The following is a 22,893-nucleotide window of genomic DNA, read 5'->3' on the forward strand; positions in this document are numbered from 1 at the left end:
TTTTTATGATCTGTGTTGACATTGAAGTGCTCTACACTTTGAATGTAATGGCTTGTAATTTTACCTATATATTTGTTTTATAAGTGTTTTTATTAATTTTATGTTTGATTTATTTTTTTTTATAATATTTGACAGTTTCATGGAACTTTAGCAATCTTGTGGTGCGAATCAGATGTATCGCCTGTTGGTTGGATTGACCGATGAGCATAAAAAATAAATAAAGGAATCCCAAAGGGAATTTCACATTAATTAAAGGCAGTGGATTATTATGAAAAAAACGCTTCTATCGTTAGCTATCGCAGCAACAGCAGTCGCTGGTTCTGTAAATGCAGCAGAAATTTACAATCAAGATGGTGGTTCAATTGATTTTTATGGTCAATTACGTACTGAAATGAAATTTTTAGATGCAGATGATTATTCTGCTGACCTTGATACTGGTTCTTCTCGTACTGGTGTAAATGCTGCATATAATGTAGCTGAAGGATTCGATGTAATCGCAAACCTTGAGCTTGGTGTAAATACTGATGATGATGTAAATGTCCGTAACCACCTTTTTGGTTTCGCTACTGATTACGGCACAGTCACTTTTGGTAAATCATTAATTTCATCTGATGATGTTGGTGGTACTGATTATTCTTACTTCTTCGGTGGTTCAGGTAACCTTTACGATACACTTAATGGTGCTTGGAACGACTCACGTATCAAATATCAGTTGGATTTAGGTAATTGGTGGGTGAATGCAACTTATGGCTTGAATGATGATTCGGGTACAAATACCGCAAATGGTGATTTGGCCGAAGCTTTTGTCGGGGCTAAATATGGTGATTTAGCTTTCCATTTTGGTGGAGGTAAAAACCGTGTACATGCACTAGCAGTGAAGGTGCCTGGTTCTAACCCTGAACGAACAGTTAATATGGATGTTTCCAATACATATTATGAAGCAACTGCTATGTATGATATTTTGGAAAATTTACAAGTAAGTGGTACTTACTATGGTTCTGAGCTAAAAAATGAAGATGGCAGCGGTAAAATTGAGTCAAATGCTGCTTCTGTTGGTGCGTATTGGACATTCATGGAAAAAACCTCATTATATGCAGGGTATGAGTACACGAAAAGTAAGGCAAAAGATGTTAGCGATGAAAGCGTTGATCTTACTAATACATTCGTAGGTCTTGAATATAAATTCTCTAACTGGGCACGAGTATTTGCTGAAGCTGGTTTCCAAGATGGTGAAACTCTTGGTTTTACTGATGTAAATAATATTGGCACAGGTGCTTATTCTGCTGATAGTGAAACAAACTTTGGTCTTGGTGCACGTTTCTACTGGTAATCCAATTACTTAATAACATTAAAAGCTCGGTATTGTACCGGGTTTTTTTTGACTTGAATTTGATGAGTAGAATCACGTTAGTTCCTTTCTTGTTAGAAAAAAGAGAAACAAATATTCTACGAGATTCGGTTTTCAGGTAATATTTATAGTTCTATCGTTATGGTATTTAATGTTAATAAAGAAAAGGAATAGTAATGAAACGATTGGTTATTTCAGCTATAGGTTGCTTGGGGTTATTGGTTAGCCATGTGTCATTTGCAGAAGTGAAAATTGTTATTCCAGATAGTATTAACCTGTTAGTAGTGAATTCCTTAAAGCCTCATACGGAAGGAGGTGGTTTCTTTGGTGATAAAATCTTAGTGCTTCCTGATGGTGAAAATCAAATTGTTTTTAAATTTCAGCCTAGTGTGGACCAAAATGATACAGTGAGAAAGGCTTATAGTGATGTTGTAGTTGCTAAGTTTACTGCTACTGATAAAGAATTAACCTTTGAATTACCGACTTACCGAGATTTGAACCAAGCCCGCCAAGAGATCAAAACCTTTGAATGGTCATTAGTGGATGCCGATAAACAGTCGATTAAGATCGCGCAAGATAAATTGGATGCAGGTGGCGTACAATTTGGCCGTAACTTCATTCAAGATATTACCGATTATAATCAGCGCGGTGGTATTGCTGCGATTTCCGTGGGCACAACTATGACACTTAAATCGTTACCAAAAACCGGTAGCGGAGCATCATCTGAAAATACCGCACAATTACAAATGTGGTATTTAAAAGCCTCACCAAGTGAGCGGAAAGAATTTCAAAAATGGTTAATTGACCAGAATTGATTTTTATCGCGCATGGGCTCGATTTTGTATCAGGCGATCTTAGGATCGCTTTTTTATTGCAGTTAATTTAACTTGCAACCGTTTGCTATTTTTCGCTGTATTGATGATATTGAAAACTCTCGCTACAATTTACAATCCTGTCCTCACATTACACAATATATAGACCGATTATGAAATTCCCCGGCCAACGTAAATCCAAACATTATTTTCCTGTTCATGCCCGCGATCCTTTAGTGACTCAAGCGCAAGAAAGCAAAAGAATGACGTGTACGCATATTATTGGTATTGATCAAACTTTAGTCGATATTGAAGCGAAAGTAAGCGATGATCTTATTGAAAAATACCAACTGAGCAAAGGTCATTCATTAGTCTTAGATGATATTCGAGCCGAAGATTTATATAATGAATTGAAAGAAATGGATTTAATTACTGATGAATTTGCCGGTGGGACAATTGGAAATACGCTGCATAATTATTCGGTACTCGCGGATGATAAATCAACGTTATTGGGGGTAATGAGCAAGAATATTAAAATTGGTAGCTATGGTTATCGATATATTTGCAATACCTCAAGTCGTATGGATTTAAACTATTTACAAGGTGTGGATGGGGCGATTGGCCGTTGCTTTGCCTTGATCAGCGATAATGGTGAAAGAACTTTTGCGATTAGTGAAGGGAAAATGAACCAACTTTTGCCCTCTAGTATCCCAGAATCTATTTTTCCTGATGCATCTGCTTTGGTCTTAACTGCTTATCTTGTACGTTGTAAACCGGGCGATCCAATGCCAGCAGCCACAATGCAGGCGATTGAATACGCTAAAAAGCATCATGTACCCGTTGTTTTAACGTTAGGCACGAAATATGTGATTCAAGATGATCCTGAGTATTGGCGTGACTTTGTCCAGCAGCATGTGTCTGTTTTAGCCATGAATGAAGAAGAGGCGCAAGCATTAACAAACGAAAAAGATCCACTATTAGCATCCGATAAAGCATTAGATTGGGTTGATTTGGTTTTATGTACCGCGGGACCAGTTGGACTATATATGGCCGGTTATACTGAAGAAGATGCAAAGCGCGAAACCAGTCTGCCTTTACTGCCGGGTGCGATTGCGGAATTTAATCGTTATGAATTTAGCCGTCCAACACGTCACCTTGAATGTGAAAATCCGATCAAAGTGTATTCACATATTGCGCCTTATATGGGTGGGCCAGAGAAGATTATGAACACCAATGGTGCAGGAGATGCCGCTTTATCGGCTATTTTGCATGATATGGCTGCTAATAAATATCATAGAGAAAATATTCCTAACTCAAGTAAGCATGAATATTCTTACCTAACGTATTCTTCATTTTCTCAAGTATGTAAATATGCGAATCGAGTAAGTTATGAGGTATTAACGCAACATTCCCCACGCTTGTCTCGAGGGTTACCTGAAAAAGAAGATAGTCTAGAAGAAGCGTATTGGGAGCGGTAATATCTACGGCTAATATTTATCAGGTGTCTATAAGTGCTTTATTTATAGGCATTAAATAAAAGAGTAAATACAAAAAAGGATGGCTAAATTAGCCATCCTTTTTTGTTAATATATGACGTTTTTATTTGATTAAAAATGTATCAATTGATTTTCCAGCATCTAAGGCTTCTTGAATTTGAGAGGGTGTACGTCCTTGACCTGTCCAAGTTTTACGCACGCCATTTAGCATATATTCATATTTAGCCGGGCGAGGTTCACGTTTTTTGCGTGACTTAGTCTTTACTTCTGTTCCATTCATTGCAGCAATCAGATCTTCAAGGTTGATGCCATCTTTTGCAATCATGTCGGCATATTCAGCGAGTTTTGCATCACGTTGAGCTTGTTGTGCTAGTTCTTCTTCTTCAATTTCTTTTCTTTCTTCGTAAACAGTTGAAAGTTTTTCAATTAGCTCTTCTAATTCTTGTAATGTGAATTCTTCACGAGTAAAAGCACGAAGACTGCGGATATTAAGAAGCGCCGATTTTTTGATTTCTGACATGAGATTTCCTATATGAACTGTATTTAATTTAATAACGTGAATTCGTCAAACACTATTAATATATACATAGTAGCGCTGTTTATTTTATAAGTGAAATAGTATTTTAATCAATTAGTATTAAATATTGTGATAACTAAATTTAGACTTAGTTCAATAATATTTCAAATTATTTTATATATTGTTTTAAATCAATGTTTAGGAAGTCATTGATGAAATCGTAATTTTAGTCATTTATCTTGCCATTTTAATTTTGATCATTACAATACATCGGATCTTTCCTTATCGAACCATTATATACCCTAGTTTTACGGGGTTTATTGGGTCGATATAGTGAAAAGATGTAGAGGTGCAAATTTCATCAGTAACTTATATTAGGGTGATTCCAGTGAGTATAAGTGAAAGGGATCTTTGCCGAAGTAGGTATAAAATAATCGCTATATCATTTATTTTATTATGGTTTATCTCAACCACTTACTGGGGATACATCAAATAGGTGTATCACTGCCATAGTTTGTATTTGGATGCGTTGGTATCAGTATCTAAGTATGTTTTTTACCGTACTATGGAGCGCTACTGTAGGCAAATCTCACCTATGATTTGTTTATTGTTAAAATGTTGTATTGTTTGAATATCTTCAAAGAATATCTTTTTCTGCAGTAGATCTCTGACCAATTTTGGTTTTTAAGATCATGAACTTGATAGATTTTACTTCTTCACCTGAGTCGTTACTTCCTCCTATCGTTGCTTTAACCATGGCTATTTTGACCCGCCGAGTTTTACTCTCTCTCGGTCTTGGTATCTTGCTGGGTGGAATATTATTAGCTGATTATTCTTTATTAAATACTTTTTCTTATATCAGTGGCAAAGTCCTTGCCGTGTTTATTTCTGATGGTGGCATTAACTCGTGGAATATGAGTATTGTCGCCTTCTTAATTATATTGGGTATGACAACAGCACTGTTGACCTTATCAGGTGGAACTTATGCATTTGCTGAATGGGCACAAACTCGCATCAAAAGTAAACGTGGTGCGAAACTATTGGCTGCATGGCTTGGTGTGTTTATCTTCATCGATGATTATTTTAATAGTCTGGCAGTTGGCGCTATCGCTCGTCCTGTAACGGATCGTTATTATGTTTCGCGTTCAAAACTTGCTTATATTTTAGATTCAACAGCTGCGCCAATGTGTGTATTGATGCCGGCTTCAAGTTGGGGGGCTTACATCATGACCGTGGTCAGTGGCATTCTAGTGTCTCACGGTATTACTGAATATTCTGCATTAGGGGCTTATGTCCGTCTCATTCCGATGAATTTCTATGCCATTTTTGCACTTGCTATGGTCTTTGCTGTTGTTTGGTTTCAGTTAGATATTGGTCCAATGCGTCGTGAGGAAATTAAAGCTTCACAAGGATTGGGCTTTGATGACAAAGATGGTATTCGTGATTTAACCGAAGAGTCTGATATTGAAGAAAGTAAAACAGGTTCAGTTTCTGACCTTATACTGCCTATCGTTGGACTAATTGTTGCAACCATGTTTTTTATTGTCTATTTGGGTGCTTTAGCATTAGAAGCGAATGGACAAGCATTTAATATATTTAAAGCATTTGAAAATACTGATGTAGGCATGTCACTTTGCTATGGCGCTTTGGTTGGGCTTGCTATTGCATTGTATACTGTTTGGAAGCAGCGTTTAGCGGTTAAAGATGTATCCCATACTTTATGGATTGGTGCTAAATCAATGTTTGGTGCGATCTTGATTTTGATATTCGCATGGACAATAGGCTCTGTTATTAAAGACATGGGCACAGGAGCTTATCTTTCTACCTTGGTTGAAGGTAACATCGACGATCATTGGTTGCCGGTTATTTTATTCTTATTATCTGGCGTGATGGCATTTTCGACAGGAACTTCGTGGGGGACTTTTGGAATCATGTTACCAATAGCGGGCGACATGGCAGGAGCAACGGATTTAGCGTTAATGTTGCCAATGTTAAGCGCGGTACTGGCAGGCTCGGTATTTGGCGATCATTGCTCACCAATTTCAGACACAACGATTCTGTCGTCTACGGGGGCGCGTTGTGATCACATTGATCATGTTTCAACTCAACTGCCGTACGCATTAGTAACAGCATTTATCTCTGCAGTTGGCTTTCTTGTTCTAGGTTTAACCATGAATGTATGGCTTGGGCTAGCGGCATCGACTGCAACCTTTATTGTGGCTTGCCTAGTACTTTCAATGATATCGAGATCAAGGGTGGCTGCGGTATACGCTAGATAAGTAACCTTGTAAAAAATAATTCAATTAATAGTTGAAAAAAACACGCAGCTTCGATAATGTGAAGCCCATACAAACTGATAAGAAAGTGAAAACTTATGCGTACATTTGATATGAACATTCATCATCACCATCATCCTGTTATATCTTGCGGGTGAGTGTATGCATCCGGAAGATATCTCTTCCGGTGCTGAATCAGTAACAGATTCAAACCCTCGGAAGAGTATTCTCTCCGGGGGTTTTTTCATTTTGGACGTTTTATTAATAACGTTAATAAAACAAATTTACAGGGATAGAAAAATGCAAAACAAACGATTAAGAATTGCGATTCAAAAGAAAGGCCGTTTAAGTAAAGAGTGTCAGATTCTGCTTAAAAAATGTGGTGTGAAATTTAATATCGCTGGTGAGCGTTTAGTTGTCCACAGTGAAAATATGCCAATCGATTTATTACTCGTTCGTGATGATGATATTCCAGGTTTAATCATGGATGGTGTGGTTGATTTAGGTTTTATTGGTGAGAATGAATTAGAAGAAGTTCGCCTTGATCGTAAAGCATCGGGAGAGCCTTGTACTTTTAATGCATTGCGTCGCTTAGATTTTGGCGGATGCCGTTTGTCTATCGCGATTGATAAAGAGCAATCTTACAACGGTCCACAAGATTTAGCCGGAATGCGAATTGCGAGTTCATACCCACATTTGCTGAAAAGCTATATGGATGAGCAAGGCATCAACTTTAGTACTTGCATGTTAACGGGATCGGTTGAAGTAGCTCCACGTGCCGGTCTTGCCGATGCCATTGCCGATTTAGTTTCTACTGGTGCAACGCTTGAAGCGAATGGCTTAAAAGAAGTTGAGGTGATTTTCCGTTCAAAAGCAACATTAATTCAACGTATTGGTGATTTCTCAGAAAAACAAAATAGCTTGATTGAGAAACTTCTCACCCGTATGCAAGGTGTGATTCAAGCGAAAGAGTCTAAATACATCATGCTTCATGCGCCATCAGATAAGCTTGAACAAATCAAAAAACTGCTACCGGGAGCCGAAGATCCTACGGTTCTGCCTCTTTCTCAAGAAAAAAACCGCGTTGCCGTTCATTTAGTTAGTACTGAGAATCTGTTCTGGGAAACGATGGAAGGTTTGAAAGCATTAGGCGCAAGCTCAATTCTAGTATTGCCAATTGAGAAAATGATGGAGTAAGCCTTATGAAAACCGTGGTTTGGCAATCATTAAGTGAAGAGCAACAAGATAGTGTACTTGAGCGTCCTGCGATCAGTAATGGTGCAAATGTTACCGATATCGTGACGGGCGTATTAAAGCAAGTTCAGCAAGAGGGCGATGTTGCTCTGAAAGCGCTCACTGAAAAATTTGATAAAGTAGTACCTGAATCGATTCGAGTTTCAGCGGCAGAAATTGAAGCGGCTTCGAATCGTTTATCAGATAAAATGAAACAAGCATTGCAACAAGCGCATAAAAATATTTCAATGTTTCATCAAGCGCAAAAAGCCCAACCGTTACGCGTTGAGACACAACCAGGTGTGGTGTGCGAACTCGTTACTCGTTCTATTAACAAGGTGGGTTTGTATATTCCCGGTGGCAGCGCGCCATTACCTTCAACGGTATTAATGCTTGGCGTTCCGGCTCAAATTGCCGGTTGTCGTAAAGTGGTGTTGTGTTCGCCACCGCCAATCGCGGATGAAATTCTGTACGTGGCCAAGCTATGTAATATTGATGAAGTCTACAATGTTGGTGGCGCTCAAGCGGTCGCTGCGATGGCTTATGGTACGGAGACGGTGGCAAAGGTTGATAAAATTTTTGGCCCAGGCAACGCCTTTGTGACCGAAGCAAAACGCCAAGTCAGTAATGATTTTCGCGGAGCAGCGATTGATATGCCTGCGGGTCCTTCTGAAGTGTTAGTGATTGCGGATGAAACCGCAGATGCAGATTTCGTTGCGGCTGATTTACTCTCTCAAGCTGAACATGGTCCTGACTCTCAAGTGGTATTACTAACACCATCTTCAGTGATTGCCGATCAAGTAGCGGAGGCATTACAAAAGCAACTTAAACTACTTTCCCGCGTAGATATTGCGGAACAAGCTCTAGGGTCAAGTGTTATTGTGATCACTGAGTCACTAACTCAATGTGTCACAATTTCGAACGCCTACGGCCCAGAACACTTGATCGTTCAAACTAAAAACCCACGTGAACTATTACCTTTGTTAGACAATGCTGGTTCTATTTTCTTAGGCCAATGGTCGCCAGAATCGGTTGGTGATTACGCCTCAGGGACTAACCATGTATTACCAACGTATGGTTACACTCGTACTTATTCGAGTTTAGGCTTAGCGGATTTTTCGAAACGTATGACAATTCAAGAATTATCTCAGCAGGGTTTGCAAGGCTTGGCCGATACAGTGGTAACCATGGCGGAAGCGGAAGGCTTAGATGCGCATAAGCGTGCGGTGACGATTCGTATGGAAAAGCTTAGTCGTATGGATAAATTAACTAATCAAGCCAATGGATGAGTAAGAGGATCACATGGAAAAGTTAGCTCGTAAGCAAGTTCAAGCGTTAACCCCTTATTTATCAGCTCGCCGCATTGGTGGCAGTGGTGATGTGTGGCTTAATGCCAATGAATCACCATTTGATAATGAATATAAAACCAATTTTTCTCGTTTAAATCGCTATAGCGAATGCCAACCCAAAGCATTAATTGATGGTTATGCCGCTTATGCAGGGTTAGCGCCTGAGCAGGTGTTAACTTCACGCGGAGCAGATGAAGGTATCGAGCTTTTAATTCGCGCTTTTTGTGAACCCAATGAAGATGCGATTTTATATTGTCCGCCGACTTATGGAATGTATGCGATCAGCGCTGAAACGTCAGGTGTCGAACGTAAAGTCGTTCCATTGACACCTGAATGGCAACTCGATTTAGAGGCCATTCAGGCTAATCTTGCTAATGTGAAATTAGTGTTTGTATGCAGTCCCAATAATCCAACGGGCAATCTAATCAAGCGTGAAGACATCATTAGTTTGCTTGATATGACGCAAGACAAAGCCATCGTAGTGATGGATGAAGCTTATATTGATTTTTGTCCTGAAGCCTCAACCGTTGACTTGCTAGCCCAATACCCTAACTTGGCGATTTTGCGCACCATGTCGAAAGCCTTTGCATTAGCTGGGCTACGTTGTGGTTTTACGTTGGCCAATCCGTCTATTATTGATGTGTTGTCGAAAGTGATAGCGCCTTATCCTGTCCCTGTTCCAGTTTCAGATATTGCGACTCAAGCATTATCTGCTGCAGGTCTTGCTCGTATGCGATATCAAGTGTTGGATTTAAGTGCCAATCGAGCTTATCTACAAGCGGGGTTAGGAATGCTTGAAGGTGTGGAAGTATTTGATGGATGGGGCAACTACTTATTAGTTAAATTTATCGATGGTGACGCTGTTTTTAAAGCGGCGTGGAACAACGGTATTATTTTGCGTAATTCTCCGATTAAAGATTGTGTGAGAATCAGTATTGGCAACCGGGATGAGTGTGAGAAAACCCTCAGTTTTATTCGAAATGCAGTAACTACTATTAATTCGGTTGCTAATTAAGCAACCGAGAGCTCTGAGAAGGAAATCGATGTGAGCCAAGCTAATAAAATTCTTTTTATCGATCGGGATGGCACCTTAATTGTTGAGCCACCGGTTGATTTTCAAGTGGATCGTTTAGATAAACTGAAATTTGAACCCAACGTTATTCCCGTTCTGCTAAAGCTACAAGATGTTGGTTATCGTCTAGTCATGGTAACGAATCAAGATGGTTTAGGTACCGACAGTTACCCGCAAGCCGATTTTGATGCCCCGCATGACATGATGATGGATATTTTTAGCTCACAAGGTGTGAAGTTTGATGATGTTCTGATTTGCCCGCACTTTGAAGCGGATAATTGTTCTTGCCGTAAGCCAAAATTAGGTCTGGTTAAAGATTATCTACAGTCAGGTCGAGTGGACTTTAAAACATCGGCGGTCATAGGCGATCGTGCAACGGATTTACAACTTGCAGAAAATATGGCTATTCGCGGGATTCAATACCATCCTAAAAGCATGAACTGGTTAGATATCTTAAAAGATCTTACTGTTAATGCACGCAAAGCAACCGTTATTCGTACCACGAAAGAAACCGATATTAAAATTTCGGTGAATTTAGATGAGCAGGGTGGCAGTAAAATTTCAACCGGGATGGGTTTTTTTGATCACATGCTCGATCAAATTGCCACTCATGGTGGATTCCAACTCGTTGTTGAAGTGCAAGGCGATTTGCACATTGATGATCATCATACGATTGAAGATACGGCACTCGCGTTGGGCCAAGCGCTGAAAGAAGCCTTAGGTGATAAACGTGGAATTGGTCGTTTTGGTTTTAGTTTGCCAATGGATGAATGCTTAGCACAATGTGGCTTGGATTTATCGGGTCGTCCGTATTTGAAATTTGAGGCCGAATTTAGCCGTGAACAAGTCGGTGATCTTTCAACCGAAATGGTGGTGCACTTTTTCCGCTCTCTGACTGATACCTTGGCTTGTACACTACACTTGTCTTCCACTGGCCATAATGATCACCACATTATTGAAAGTCTGTTTAAAGCCTTTGGTCGTACATTACGCCAAGCGATCAAAGTTGAAGGTAATGAATTACCAAGTAGTAAAGGGGTGTTGTGATGAGTGAAACACTCGAATCACCGCAAAGCGAATCTACTCAACAGCAAAAAGTCGTCATTATTGATACTGGCTGTGCCAATGTGTCTTCGGTTCGATTTGCCATTGAACGTTTAGGTTATGCAGTCACTATCTCAAAAGATCCTCAAGTGGTTCTTGCCGCAGATAAGCTATTTCTACCTGGTGTCGGTACTGCTTCAGAAGCGATGAAAAATCTTGAAGAACGTAACTTGATCGAATTAGTAAAGAAAGTTGAAAAGCCGTTATTGGGCATTTGTTTAGGGATGCAATTATTGGGCAAACTTTCTGAAGAAAAAGGTCAGCAAGGCTCGCAGGAAAGTAGTCAGGAAGTTCCTTGCCTTGGCTTGTGTGATGGAGAAGTCCGTTTAATGGAAACTGGCGATCTGCCATTACCACACATGGGGTGGAATACACTTCGCTCTGTTGATGGGCATCCTTTATTTAAAGATATTGCCGCGGATAGTTATTTTTACTTTGTGCACAGTTATGCCATGCAAGTGGGCGATTACACCATTGCCAGTTGTGAGTACGGCAATCCGTTCACCGCAGCTGTCCAACGCGGTAATTATTATGGGGTGCAATTTCACCCAGAACGTTCATCGAAAGTAGGATCGAAATTAATCCAAAACTTTCTTGAATTATAAAGGGATTTAACAGTGATCATTCCTGCATTAGATTTAATTGATGGCCAAGTAGTGCGCTTGTTTCAAGGCGACTATGGGCAAAAAACAGAATATAAAGTGGATCCGGCTGAGCAATTTAATTTGTATCATCAAGCCGGTGCTAATTGGCTGCATCTAGTTGATCTGACTGGCGCTAAAGATACCAACGCACGTCAACTTGATTTGATTGCCAAACTGTTGGCAAGCACTCCGGCTAATATTCAAATTGGCGGCGGTGTACGCAGTGAGCAAGACGTGGTGGGTTTATTGGAAGCCGGTGCACAACGTGTCGTGGTTGGCTCTACCGCGGTGAAACAACCTGAACTGGTAAAAAGTTGGATGACAACTTACGGCGCAGAAAAAATTGTCTTAGCGTTAGATATTAATATTGATATACAAGGTGTACGTAAAGTCGCAATATCGGGCTGGCAAGAAGATTCTGGCGTGACGATTGAAGCCCTGATTGATGATTATCTAACGGTTGGCTTGAAGCATGTATTGTGTACCGATATTTCGCGTGATGGCACATTAGCGGGTTCGAATGTTGAGTTATATATCAATCTTTGCAAGCAATACCCACAAGTACAATTTCAATCTTCTGGTGGTATCGGTAGTTTAGATGATATTGCCGCGCTGAAAGGAACTGGAGTCGCTGGCGTGATTGTTGGCCGAGCATTACTTGATGGTAAATTTACAGCTGAGGAGGCATTCTCATGTTGGCAAAGCGAATAATTCCTTGTCTTGATGTCCGTGATGGCCAAGTGGTCAAAGGCGTACAGTTTCGTAACCATGAAATCATTGGTGATATTGTACCCTTAGCGCAACGTTATGCGGAAGAAGGCGCAGATGAACTGGTTTTTTATGATATTACCGCCTCAAGTGATGGCCGAGTAGTGGATAAAAGTTGGGTAGCGCGTGTCGCAGAAGTGATTGATATTCCTTTTTGTGTCGCGGGTGGGATTAAATCTGCCGAAGATGCCGCGCGGATTTTAGAGTTTGGCGCAGATAAAGTCTCTATTAATTCGCCTGCATTGGCTAACCCTGAACTTATCACTGAATTGGCCGATAAGTTTGGCGTTCAATGTATTGTGGTCGGTATTGATTCTTACTTTGATAGTGAAACGGGCAAATATCAGGTTTACCAATTTACGGGTGATGAAGCACGTACTAAAGCGACCAAATGGGAAACGCGTGATTGGGTCATTGAAGTACAAAAACGTGGCGCAGGCGAAATCGTATTAAATATGATGAACCAAGATGGCGTACGAAATGGCTATGATTTAGACCAATTAAACATGGTGCGTGAAGTGTGCCATGTACCTTTGATTGCTTCTGGTGGTGCCGGTGAAATGGTGCACTTTAAAGATGCGTATGAAAAAGCCAATGTAGATGGCGCTTTAGCCGCATCGGTATTTCATAAACAAGTGATCAATATTGGTGAATTGAAGCAATATTTGAAAAATGAAGGCGTGGAGATACGTTTATGAGTGAATCAGTAAATCAAAACGAACAAAGCGCATTTCAAGCGTCTGATTATGAGGCTTTAACTGGCCGTATCAATTGGGAAAAAGTCGAAGGGCTCGTTCCTGTTGTGGTGCAAGATTTTCAATCAAGCCAAGTATTGATGCTGGGTTATATGAACCAAGATGCGTTGCAAAAAACGGCGCAAACGGGCTTAGTAACGTTTTATTCAAGAACCAAGCAACGCTTATGGACCAAAGGTGAAGAGTCGGGCAATTCATTAAATGTGGTGAATGTGGCTCTCGATTGTGACCAAGATACATTACTGATAAAAGTGAATCCGATTGGACCGACTTGCCATACTGGAACGACAACCTGTTTTGATAATGATCAAAAAGAAGAGAGCCAATTGGTGTGGCTTCATCAACTTGAGCAGTTACTGGCTGCCCGCAAGAGTGCCGACCCCGAGTCTTCTTATACTGCCAGTTTGTATGCCCGTGGCACCAAACGTATTTCGCAGAAAGTGGGCGAAGAGGGCGTTGAAGTCGCGCTTGCGGCAACGTCGGGTGATAAGGCGGAATTAATCTGTGAATCAGCTGATTTGATGTATCACTTGTTTGTTTTATTGCAAGACCAAGGTTTGTCGTTTAATGATGTCATTAATAAATTAAAAGAGCGTCATTAACCTGAACTCTGGATAAGGAAGATTATAACTTATTAATTTATAGTCTTTTTTAATCATTTGCAGAACAGCGCAGGGATTTTAGATGCATAACTAGGAAAAATTATGAGTCAATAGTTGGTCTATTGCGTTAATTTTAACGAAGTTAGGCGCTAAAAGAACAAGTTGTTTAACTTAAATTATCCAGAGTTCAGGTTCATGTAAACGCTTAAAAACGAAATTAAAGAATCGCTTACCGCCTATTGGTTGTAAGCGATTTTTTTTGACTTTGCTTTTATTATCCGTTTGTGCAGTATTTTGTTGAAAATTTAATAAGCAATGCTTACTATATCTGTAAATTTAGTCGAAATGCAGAATATATTTGAATTACTTATGCCTAAAATACTTGGAACACAGCTTTCAATTGAAATAGGTGAATTCATGAGTTATTGAGATAGAAGGTTTTATGACCAGAGCACCTATTGGATATTTACTCTCTGATGTATCACGTTTGGTACGCAAAGAATTTCAGAAAGACCCATCGATGGGACAAATGACACTTGCTAAAGCAAGGACGCTGGGTCTGATATCGAGACATGAAGGCATTAAACAAGTTGAATTGGCTGAATTACTTGAAATTAAGCCAATGACGTTAGGAAGAATTATCGATCAGCTCGTTGAAGATGGATTGATTGAGCGCCGAGCTAATCCGTGCGATCGAAGAGCGTACTTGATTTATTTATTACCTGTAGCTCAATCTGAATTAGAACGAATTAAATCAGCCAGCTTTCGAGTGTGGGGGCGAGCTCTTGAAGGTTTGTCGGAGCAGGAAATAGAAGCTTTCAACCAAGTGTTAGAACGTATACGCAACAATTTGTCCTCTTATTAAACTTTGGAATTATTTATTTATGGCTAACCAACCAACGAATACTGACTCAACGGGTCTTGAATTAAACAAAGATCATAAGGTTGACATGGCATCTACGTTGCCTCCTAGGAAACCGAAGAAGAAAACAAAACGTATCATCTTTCTTTTTGTTATTCCCCTTTTATTAATCATCGTCAGTGGCTTTATCTATTTGCATGGCGGTCGTTATGTTGAGACTGATAATGCTTATGTGAAAGCCAATAAAACACCGATTAGTTCAGAAGTTTCTGGCCGCGTGATAGCCGTGCCTGTTATTGAAAACCAACACGTTAATGCTGGCGATTTATTAGTTAACATTGATCCTAAGCCCTATCAATATGCCGTTGATCGCGCAAAAGCTAATTTAGATGATATTCGCACTGACCTTGAAACGACCAAAGCAGAATATCAAAGTAAATTAGCGAACATTGATGTTGCAAAAAGCCAACTAAATTACGCGCGTAAAGAAGAAAAACGCCAATATGATCTGCGTAAAAAGAACTATGCATCGGTTGCAGAATATGATTCGGCGCATCAAAAGACGCTGTTATTTGAACTACAGATCAATATGTTGAATAAACAATTAGACCAAGTGGCTGAAAGTTTAGGTGGTGATCCCCAAGCACCAGTTGAACTTCATCCCAAATACCATTTAGCCCAAGCAGAATTAGAACAAGCACAGAACGATCTTAACAACGTCAATGTCTATGCACCTGCGGCTGGAATCGTCTCGAAAGTCCTTGAAAAAGGTCAGTATATTTCTCCTAATACAACCACCATGTTACTGATTGCTGATGACAACTTATGGATCGAAGCTAACTTCACTGAGAAGGAAATGTCGAATGTCCAAGTTGGTCAAAAGGTAGAGATTGAAGTGGATTATGCTTCTGATTACCAATGGACGGGTCATGTAAAAAGTATCAGCCCTGCTACGGGCTCGGAGTATTCAGTTATTCCAGCTCAAAATGCTACCGGCAATTGGGTAAAAGTAACTCAGCGTTTACCGGTTCGTATTCATATCGATGCACAAAAAGATGCACCGAAATTACGTGCGGGCATGAGTGCAATAGTCACGGTCGATACAGAGCATGTACGTCACCTTTCCCTTTAAATTTAGAATGAGTAAGGGATCGAAATGAATCAGATTGCAGCTAATCAATCGGAAAAAGATGAAAGCTCGAAAAGGCTATTAATTACGTTTTCCGTCATGCTTGCCACTATTATGCAAGCATTGGATACCACCATTGCTAATGTTGCTTTACCGCATATGCAAGGTGCGATGGGGGCGACTCAAGATCAAATTTCGTGGGTATTAACCTCTTATATCGTTGCGTCAGCCATTGTCATGCCATTAACCGGTTTTGTGGCGGCAAAAATTGGTCGTAAGCGATTATTTATCTACTCAGTTATTGGTTTTACGATTGCATCTGCATTGTGTGGCGCGGCTCAGTCGTTGGACCAGATTATTTTATTTCGCTTACTGCAAGGTATATTTGGCGCGAGCTTAGTGCCGCTTTCGCAAGCCGTATTGTTGGATACCTATCCTAAAGAGCAGCATGGTACGGCAATGGCGATGTGGGGTATGGGCGTTATGGTTGGGCCGATACTGGGGCCTTCACTTGGCGGCTGGTTAACCGAATATTATAATTGGCGTTGGGTATTTTATATTAATATCCCATTTGGGGCATTGGCATGGTTTGGGATCGCCGCGTATGTGAAAGAAACCAGCATTGAAGCGAAAAGAAAATTTGATATCTTTGGTTTTGCGCTAATTGGTATTGCGATTGGCTCATTACAATTATTTTTAGACCGAGGTGAATCTCAAAATTGGTTTTCAAGTATGGAAATCGTGATTGAAGCAGCTTTGGCTGGGTTGGCTTTTTATATGTTCCTTGTTCACATGTTTACAGCCAAAAAACCTTTCTTAGATCCCATCATGTTTAAAGATAGGAATTTCGTTGTTGGTTTGATTGTCGGTTTTATGATGGGGGTTGTGCTACTGGCAACCATGGCATTATTGCCGCCATTTATGCAAGGTTTGATGGGATACCCAGTATTAGATGTTGGTTTCCTACTGACCCCGCGAGGCTTTGGCACTATGGCTGGTATGATGATTGTTGGCCGCTTAGCCAGAAAAGTTGATTTGCGTTATTTAATGGTGGTTGGAGTATTATTGATGATTCTCTCGCTCTGGGAAATGACACTTTTCACCGCAGAAGTCAGCTCTTGGGATATTGTTCGAACTGGTGTAATACAAGGTTTAGGTTTGGGTTTAGTCTTTGTACCATTATCCACCATGGCTTTCTCGACGTTAGCACCTAACTTTAGGACCGAAGGTACGGCATTATTTAGTTTGATCCGTAATATAGGCAGCAGTATCGGGATCTCGGTTGTGACTACGTATTTAGCACACCGAGTGCAGATTAACCATGAAACCTTTGCGCAGTATATAACCTCATTCAGTTTGCCGTTAAAAATGGCTTCGGAGCATGGTATGTATGATATTTCCACTCAGGTTGGATTAATGTCTATTGATGCAGAGGTAAACCGACAAGCGGCTATTTTAGGGTATTTACAAGATTATCGCTTGATGATGTTTGTGTGCTTTATTATGTTGCCATTGTTGTTTTTACTCAAGCGAGCTAAAGATTAATAGCTTCATCCATTAAAAATAAAAGGCCTAATATCAAATGAGATATTAAGCCTTTTATTTTATGTTCGTTTTATTTATCACCTTGATGATATTCAAATTACTTGAGACGTATCTTATATCAGTCTATTTGGTTTTTTAGCCACAACACTTTTTGAATTTTTTGCCACTCCCGCAAATGCAAGGGTCATTACGACCAATTTTTAAGCTTTCGATAGTTTGCGAAAGTCTAGGATCAGTAAGTGTTGGTTCTGGTGGCATAAAACCATCAATGTATGTCCAAAGCCCGTCTTCTTTCACAAAACGCGAATGTTCATGTAAACAGACCTCTTGTTCATCCTCTTTGAAATAAGCTTTAAATTCTACATAGCCTTGATCATTATCAACAGCGCTCGTGCTTAACACTTCTAACCGACACCATTGGCTTTCAATTGAATCAATAATCGCAGTACGTTGTTCTTCAGCATGACAAGAGGAATGATAAGTCTCGACAACAAAATCAGCCAGTTTTAGCTCATGGGCAGAGTAACGTGCCCGCATGAGTTGTTCAGGCTGCTTTGCTTGCGTGCGATCGTTATGAATAGGCTGACAGCATTGTGAGTAGGTAAGGTTACTACAACAAGTGCAAAGCATAGAATATCTCTTCTTTTAGGGCTATTTATGTTGGGGAGGTCATTTATTGCTAATAAATTGACGTGTTTGTAATGACGTTGATTCTGGCGTACAAACTAAAACGGAGCCTTGTTCATACCAATCGCCTAATACAATACGAGTGGCAGTGCCATCATTAGTTTCAAGGCTATGAACAAAAGGGCGATGAGTATGCCCATGGATCATTTGAGTGACATGATAAGACTCTAGAACTCGTACCACTTCACTTGGCGTGACATCCATAATGTTCATTTGTTTGGTTTGTTTGACTTGTTTGGCTTTATTTTGAACGTGAGACACAATCTTTTGACGAATAAATAATGGAATACGTTTAAATAAGAATTGCAGCCAAGGTTGATGAACTTTAGCCCTGAAATTTTGATAGTTTTCATCTAATGTGCATAAGGTATCACCATGCAATATGACGGTTGGCTTACCATAAAGATCAACTAAGCAAACATCATCTAACAGTATGATTCCAGTTTGTCGGCAAAATGCTTTTCCGAGTAAGAAATCCCTATTTCCCTGAATGAAATAACAAGCGACACCTTGTTGAGTTAATGTCGAAAAAGCCTCTTTAATGGTTTGGCTAAATAGAGAATTATCATCATCACCAATCCAAAATTCAAATAAATCGCCTAAAACATATAAAGATTCGGCTTGTGGAGCTTCGGTTTGCATAAAGTGCAGGAAGCAAGCCGTAATATCTGGGCGTAGAGGTGAAAGATGTAAGTCTGCAATAAAAAGCGTTGTCATTTGGCTTCGATCATCATTTAGTGGGGAGCGACTTGAGTCATTACTAGGGTAGGGCAAAAGGAGTGAAAGATAAACAATAGTAATGATAGGCACATAAAAGGGAGAACACTGTCTCCCTTTTTTGTGGGTAACTCTGAAGAATTACGCTTCGATTGTTGTACCAGTAATCAATACGTCTTCTAGTGGAACATCTTGATGCATACCGTAAGAACCCGTGTTTACATTTTTGATTTTTTCTACGATATCCATACCTTCAACTACTTCGGCAAATACGCAGTAACCCCAGCCATTCATTGATTCAGATTTAAAATCAAGGAAAGTATTATCGTTTACGTTAATAAAAAACTGTGAACTCGCTGAATGCGGTTCCATAGTACGAGCCATCGCTAGCGTGCCTGTTTTATTGCTTAGGCCATTGCTTGCTTCATTTTGAATCGTTGCACGAGTGGTCTTCTCTTTAAGGCCAGATGTCATGCCGCCACCTTGAACCATAAACCCATCAATAACACGGTGAAAAAGAGTATTGTCGTAGAAACCATCTTGGCAATATTGTAAGAAGTTAGCACTGGTTAATGGCGCTTTTTCTTCGTTAAGTTGGATTTTGATATCACCGAAATTAGTATGAAGGATGATCATGGTGTAGTCCTTTCTATATTGAGTTTAATGAGGTTGAGATGGCGCAATTTTATAGTAACTTTAGGTGAAAGCAACTGTAAGACTCATCGGATGAAGGTTTGCTTAGATGAATGCTTAATAAAACAGCAGATAAGGGAATGAAACTATGTATGGTTATCGACTTACTTTTCTCTTTGAGTATAATTAAGGATTCGAATGTTTCCCCAACAAATAGATAGAGATCATGTTAAAAATTTATAATACATTGACCCGACAAAAAGAGGAATTCAAACCCATTCATGCTGGCAAAATTTGCATGTATGTTTGTGGGGTAACGATTTATGATCTCTGTCATATTGGCCATGGGCGTACTTTTGTGTCTTTTGATGTTGTTTCTCGTTATTTACGTTTCTTGGGGTATGACCTCAATTTTGTCCGTAATATTACTGACATCGACGATAAAATTATTAAGCGTGCGGCTGAAAATAATGAAAGCTGTGATGTTTTAACCGAGCGCTTAATTGGCGAAATGTATACTGACTTTGATGCGCTAAATATCAAGCGACCGGATATTGAACCACGCGCCACACATTATATTAAAGAAATCATTGAACTAGTCGAAAAGCTGATTGAACGCGGTTTTGCTTATGTGGCAAGCAATGGCGATGTGATGTTTGAAGTGAAAAAATTCGAACAATACGGGAAACTATCAGGGCAAGATCTTGACCAGCTTCAAGCCGGTGCGCGTGTCGATATTGAAAGTGCGAAACGTAGTCCTATGGATTTTGTGGTTTGGAAAATGTCGAAACCGGGTGAACCGACGTGGGAGTCACCTTGGGGGCCAGGTCGTCCTGGTTGGCATATTGAATGTTCAGCCATGAACTCATCTATTTTAGGTAATCACTTTGATATTCATGGCGGTGGTTCTGATCTACAATTTCCGCATCATGAAAATGAAATTGCTCAATCGTGCTGTGCACACGACACACCCTATGTGAATACGTGGATGCACAGTGGCATGGTGATGATTGATCGAGAGAAAATGTCGAAATCATTAGGCAATTTTTTTACGATTCGTGATGTATTAAAGCATTATGATTCTGAAACTGTGCGCTACTTTCTTATGTCAGGACATTATCGTAGTCAATTGAATTACAGCGAAGAAAACCTCAACCAAGCTCGTGCTTCTCTTGAGCGTTTATATACCTCTCTACGTGGATTGGATTTCTCGGTTGCTCCTGCTGGTGGCGAAGAGTTTGTCGCTCGTTTTAGCGCGGCAATGAACGATGATTTCAATACACCAGAAGCTTATTCGGTGTTGTTTGATATGGCGCGTGAGATTAATCGCTTAAAAACCATTGATATCTCAAAAGCTTCTAAATTGGGTGCATTAATGCGTGAGTTGGCCGATGTGATTGGTATTTTATATCAAACGCCAGAAAGTTTTTTACAAGGCGAGGCAAGTTCAGATGATGAAACGGCTGAAATTGAAGCTTTGATTAAACTGCGTAATGATTCTCGTGCATCTAAAGATTGGGCTAATGCTGATCTCGCTCGCGATAAATTAAATGAATTAGGTATTGAACTGGAAGATGGCTCGGAAGGGACGACGTGGCGTCGTAAGTAGTTTTGTATATTTTTAATAGAAGGCTGGTCGTTAACCAGCCTTTTTTATAACGCTATATTTTAATAATAACTTTAAATATTACATAGGTATTTTTCGTGGCTCAGATGTATTTTTACTACTCGGCAATGAATGCGGGTAAGTCGACTACTTTACTCCAATCTTCTTTTAACTATCGTGAACGTGGTATGAATGCGGTAATTTTTACGGCTGAAATAGACAACCGAAATGGTGTGGGCATCGTCAGTTCACGTATTGGTTTACAGTCTGATGCACATTTATATAATTCGACAACCGATATGTTTGATGCGATTAATACCTTACATCAAGATGAAAAAATTCATTGTATCATGATTGATGAATGTCAGTTTTTGTCGAAACAACAAGTCTATCAATTAACTGAGGTCGTGGATAAGTTACATGTGCCTGTTCTTTGTTATGGTTTACGCAGTGACTTTTTAGGTGAGCTTTTTGAGGGTAGCCAATATTTATTGGCGTGGGCAGATAAACTGATTGAACTTAAAACGATTTGTCATTGTGGCCGCAAAGCTAATATGGTGGTGCGTTTAGATGAAAGTGGTCGAGCCATTGCCGAAGGTGACCAAGTGGCCATTGGTGGTAATGATCGCTATGAATCGGTTTGCCGAGTGCATTATAAAGAAGCACTAGGAAAATAGATAAACGTTGTGCCATTAGCATAAAAAACCGCAGATTGATCTGCGGTTTTTTATTTAGGCTTTATAGTTTTAGGTTTTTGATAACTTTAGAACTGTGGTTTGGCTGAAAAGTGCTTTGCAGCATAAGCAACACGTTCAGCAGGTTTTGGATACTCTAATGGCACGCCTAAGTTCTCAATATGATGTAAGCGAGGCAGAAGACCTGCACCATTGGCGATCTGAATAGCAAGCCCAGGGCGAGCATTTAACTCCAGTACCATTGGACCTTCTTCTTTGTCGAGTACCATGTCTGTCCCCATATACCCTAATCCAGTCATCTCCCACGCGCTTGATGCGAGAGTGAGTAGTTTCTCCCAATTTGGGACCACTAGTTCATTCAGTGGTTTATCGGTATCTGGGTGATGAGAAATAGGGTGGTCAAACTGAACCGCCCGAACCGCACGGCCCGTTGCAATATCCAACCCCACGCCAACTGCGCCTTGGTGTAAATTCGCTTTACCATCAGATGCTGCCGTTGAGCAACGCATCATGGCCATAACTGGGTAGCCTTTAAATACGATTACTCGAATATCAGGAACACCTTCATAGCTAAAGCCATCGAAAGAGACATCATCAAATTTTATTAAGTTCTCTACGACTGCAACATCATTTTTACCGCCAAGTGAAAATAAACCAGCTAAAGCATTACTGATATGGCGCTCAACATCTTGCTCATTAATGGCTTGACCAGACGGTTTTATATAAACCCCATCTTTATGTGAAATGACAACTAAAATGCCTTTCCCACCAGAGCCTTGTGCGGGCTTAATTACAAATCCAGGCCAATCTTTTACCATGGTATGAATTCGTTTTACTTCAGCTTGTTGACCGATGACACCAATCAGTTTAGGTACGGTTGCGCCATGTTGCTGGGCAATGATTTTAGTTTTGAGCTTATCATCAACTAACGGGTATTTAGAACGATCATTATAACGACTGATAAAGGCGCTATTACGCTTGTTCATTCCCATTATGCCTTTTGCATTCAGCTTCTGCGGTGAAGTAAACATTGAAAACATGGC

Annotated in this window: 22 protein-coding genes, 1 riboswitch and 1 other annotated feature; of the genes, 17 read left to right on the forward strand and 5 right to left on the reverse strand. The window is 40.1% G+C overall.

Annotated elements, in window-relative coordinates; all coding sequences use genetic code 11:
* The first annotated feature begins 268 nt into the window (after positions 1-268).
* The 3 genes from FH976_RS07030 (at position 269) to FH976_RS07040 (ending at position 3,638) form a co-directional block, all read left to right on the forward strand.
* On the forward strand, positions 269-1,330 hold the full coding sequence (locus FH976_RS07030) for a porin (protein WP_194090186.1): 1,062 nt from the start codon (positions 269-271) through the stop codon (positions 1,328-1,330).
* Positions 1,331-1,524: 194 nt separating this feature from the next.
* On the forward strand, positions 1,525-2,163 hold the full coding sequence (locus tag FH976_RS07035; RefSeq protein ID WP_194090187.1) for a DUF2057 family protein: 639 nt from the start codon (positions 1,525-1,527) through the stop codon (positions 2,161-2,163).
* 170 nt (positions 2,164-2,333) lie between these two features.
* Positions 2,334-3,638: an inosine/guanosine kinase gene (locus FH976_RS07040; RefSeq protein WP_194090188.1), complete on the forward strand. Its 1,305-nt coding sequence runs from the start codon at positions 2,334-2,336 to the stop codon at positions 3,636-3,638.
* A 121-nt stretch (positions 3,639-3,759) separates the two neighbouring features.
* Here FH976_RS07040 and FH976_RS07045 read toward each other — a convergent pair whose 3' ends face one another.
* On the reverse strand, positions 3,760-4,176 hold the full coding sequence (locus FH976_RS07045) for an H-NS family histone-like protein (protein WP_190329753.1): 417 nt from the start codon (positions 4,174-4,176) through the stop codon (positions 3,760-3,762).
* Between the two features lie 333 nt (positions 4,177-4,509).
* Positions 4,510-4,757, forward strand: a riboswitch (Lysine riboswitch).
* A gap of 108 nt (positions 4,758-4,865) precedes the next feature.
* Here FH976_RS07045 and FH976_RS07050 point away from each other — a divergent pair.
* From FH976_RS07050 to FH976_RS07105, 12 genes are all read left to right on the forward strand, one after another.
* On the forward strand, positions 4,866-6,452 hold the full coding sequence (locus FH976_RS07050) for a Na+/H+ antiporter NhaC family protein (protein ID WP_194090189.1): 1,587 nt from the start codon (positions 4,866-4,868) through the stop codon (positions 6,450-6,452).
* Between the two features lie 118 nt (positions 6,453-6,570).
* Positions 6,571-6,694, forward strand: a sequence feature (His leader region).
* A gap of 55 nt (positions 6,695-6,749) precedes the next feature.
* On the forward strand, positions 6,750-7,646 hold the full coding sequence (gene hisG, locus FH976_RS07055) for an ATP phosphoribosyltransferase (protein ID WP_194090190.1): 897 nt from the start codon (positions 6,750-6,752) through the stop codon (positions 7,644-7,646).
* A 5-nt stretch (positions 7,647-7,651) separates the two neighbouring features.
* Entirely contained in the window at positions 7,652-8,971 is a 1,320-nt protein-coding gene (hisD, locus tag FH976_RS07060) for a histidinol dehydrogenase (RefSeq protein ID WP_194090191.1), read from the forward strand.
* A 13-nt stretch (positions 8,972-8,984) separates the two neighbouring features.
* Positions 8,985-10,046, forward strand: coding sequence for a histidinol-phosphate transaminase (hisC, locus tag FH976_RS07065; RefSeq protein ID WP_194090192.1), 1,062 nt, complete (start codon positions 8,985-8,987; stop codon positions 10,044-10,046).
* A 30-nt stretch (positions 10,047-10,076) separates the two neighbouring features.
* Complete coding sequence (gene hisB, locus FH976_RS07070) at positions 10,077-11,150, forward strand: bifunctional histidinol-phosphatase/imidazoleglycerol-phosphate dehydratase HisB (protein WP_194090193.1); 1,074 nt, start codon at positions 10,077-10,079, stop codon at positions 11,148-11,150.
* Positions 11,150-11,812 carry an imidazole glycerol phosphate synthase subunit HisH gene (gene hisH, locus FH976_RS07075; protein ID WP_194090194.1) on the forward strand — a complete coding sequence of 221 codons (663 nt, stop codon included), beginning with the start codon at positions 11,150-11,152 and terminating at the stop codon, positions 11,810-11,812. Before hisB ends, hisH begins: the two co-directional genes overlap by 1 nt.
* Positions 11,813-11,824: 12 nt before the next feature.
* Positions 11,825-12,562, forward strand: a complete 738-nt coding sequence (hisA, locus tag FH976_RS07080; RefSeq protein ID WP_194090195.1) for a 1-(5-phosphoribosyl)-5-[(5-phosphoribosylamino)methylideneamino]imidazole-4-carboxamide isomerase — start codon at positions 11,825-11,827, stop codon at positions 12,560-12,562.
* Positions 12,544-13,317, forward strand: a complete 774-nt coding sequence (gene hisF / locus FH976_RS07085; protein WP_194090196.1) for an imidazole glycerol phosphate synthase subunit HisF — start codon at positions 12,544-12,546, stop codon at positions 13,315-13,317. The genes hisA and hisF overlap by 19 nt, the downstream gene beginning before the upstream one ends.
* Complete coding sequence (gene hisIE, locus FH976_RS07090) at positions 13,314-13,976, forward strand: bifunctional phosphoribosyl-AMP cyclohydrolase/phosphoribosyl-ATP diphosphatase HisIE (RefSeq protein ID WP_194090197.1); 663 nt, start codon at positions 13,314-13,316, stop codon at positions 13,974-13,976. Before hisF ends, hisIE begins: the two co-directional genes overlap by 4 nt.
* Before the next feature lie 442 nt (positions 13,977-14,418).
* Positions 14,419-14,841 carry a MarR family winged helix-turn-helix transcriptional regulator gene (locus FH976_RS07095; RefSeq protein ID WP_194090198.1) on the forward strand — a complete coding sequence of 141 codons (423 nt, stop codon included), beginning with the start codon at positions 14,419-14,421 and terminating at the stop codon, positions 14,839-14,841.
* Positions 14,842-14,860: 19 nt separating this feature from the next.
* A complete protein-coding gene (locus FH976_RS07100; RefSeq protein ID WP_228767366.1) occupies positions 14,861-15,970 on the forward strand; it encodes an HlyD family secretion protein in 1,110 nt (369 codons plus the stop codon).
* Positions 15,971-15,994: 24 nt separating this feature from the next.
* Entirely contained in the window at positions 15,995-17,512 is a 1,518-nt protein-coding gene (locus tag FH976_RS07105; RefSeq protein WP_194090199.1) for a DHA2 family efflux MFS transporter permease subunit, read from the forward strand.
* Positions 17,513-17,647: 135 nt separating this feature from the next.
* On the opposite strand, the gene FH976_RS07110 is transcribed toward FH976_RS07105, so the two are convergent.
* The 3 genes from FH976_RS07110 to FH976_RS07120 all read right to left on the reverse strand — a co-directional run bounded on the left by FH976_RS07110 (position 17,648) and on the right by FH976_RS07120 (position 19,552).
* Positions 17,648-18,142, reverse strand: a complete 495-nt coding sequence (locus FH976_RS07110) for a YchJ family metal-binding protein (RefSeq protein WP_194090200.1) — start codon at positions 18,140-18,142, stop codon at positions 17,648-17,650.
* A gap of 39 nt (positions 18,143-18,181) precedes the next feature.
* A complete protein-coding gene (gene lpxH / locus FH976_RS07115; protein ID WP_194090201.1) occupies positions 18,182-18,916 on the reverse strand; it encodes a UDP-2,3-diacylglucosamine diphosphatase in 735 nt (244 codons plus the stop codon).
* Positions 18,917-19,057: 141 nt separating this feature from the next.
* Positions 19,058-19,552: a peptidylprolyl isomerase gene (locus tag FH976_RS07120; RefSeq protein ID WP_194090202.1), complete on the reverse strand. Its 495-nt coding sequence runs from the start codon at positions 19,550-19,552 to the stop codon at positions 19,058-19,060.
* 223 nt (positions 19,553-19,775) lie between these two features.
* On the opposite strand from FH976_RS07120, the gene cysS reads away from it, so the two are divergent.
* Positions 19,776-21,158 (forward strand): cysteine--tRNA ligase, encoded by a 1,383-nt coding sequence (cysS, locus tag FH976_RS07125; protein ID WP_194090203.1) that lies wholly within the window; start codon positions 19,776-19,778, stop codon positions 21,156-21,158.
* A gap of 95 nt (positions 21,159-21,253) precedes the next feature.
* A complete protein-coding gene (locus FH976_RS07130) occupies positions 21,254-21,832 on the forward strand; it encodes a thymidine kinase (protein WP_194090204.1) in 579 nt (192 codons plus the stop codon).
* Positions 21,833-21,918: 86 nt separating this feature from the next.
* Here the strand turns inward: FH976_RS07130 and FH976_RS07135 are convergent, their stop codons facing one another.
* Positions 21,919-22,890, reverse strand: a complete 972-nt coding sequence (locus FH976_RS07135; protein ID WP_194090205.1) for an alpha-L-glutamate ligase-like protein — start codon at positions 22,888-22,890, stop codon at positions 21,919-21,921.
* Positions 22,891-22,893: the final 3 nt, after the last annotated feature.

Origin of the sequence: Vibrio hibernica (assembly GCF_015223435.1) — a bacterium.
In the GTDB taxonomy this organism is placed as follows: Bacteria; Pseudomonadota; Gammaproteobacteria; order Enterobacterales; family Vibrionaceae; genus Vibrio; species Vibrio hibernica.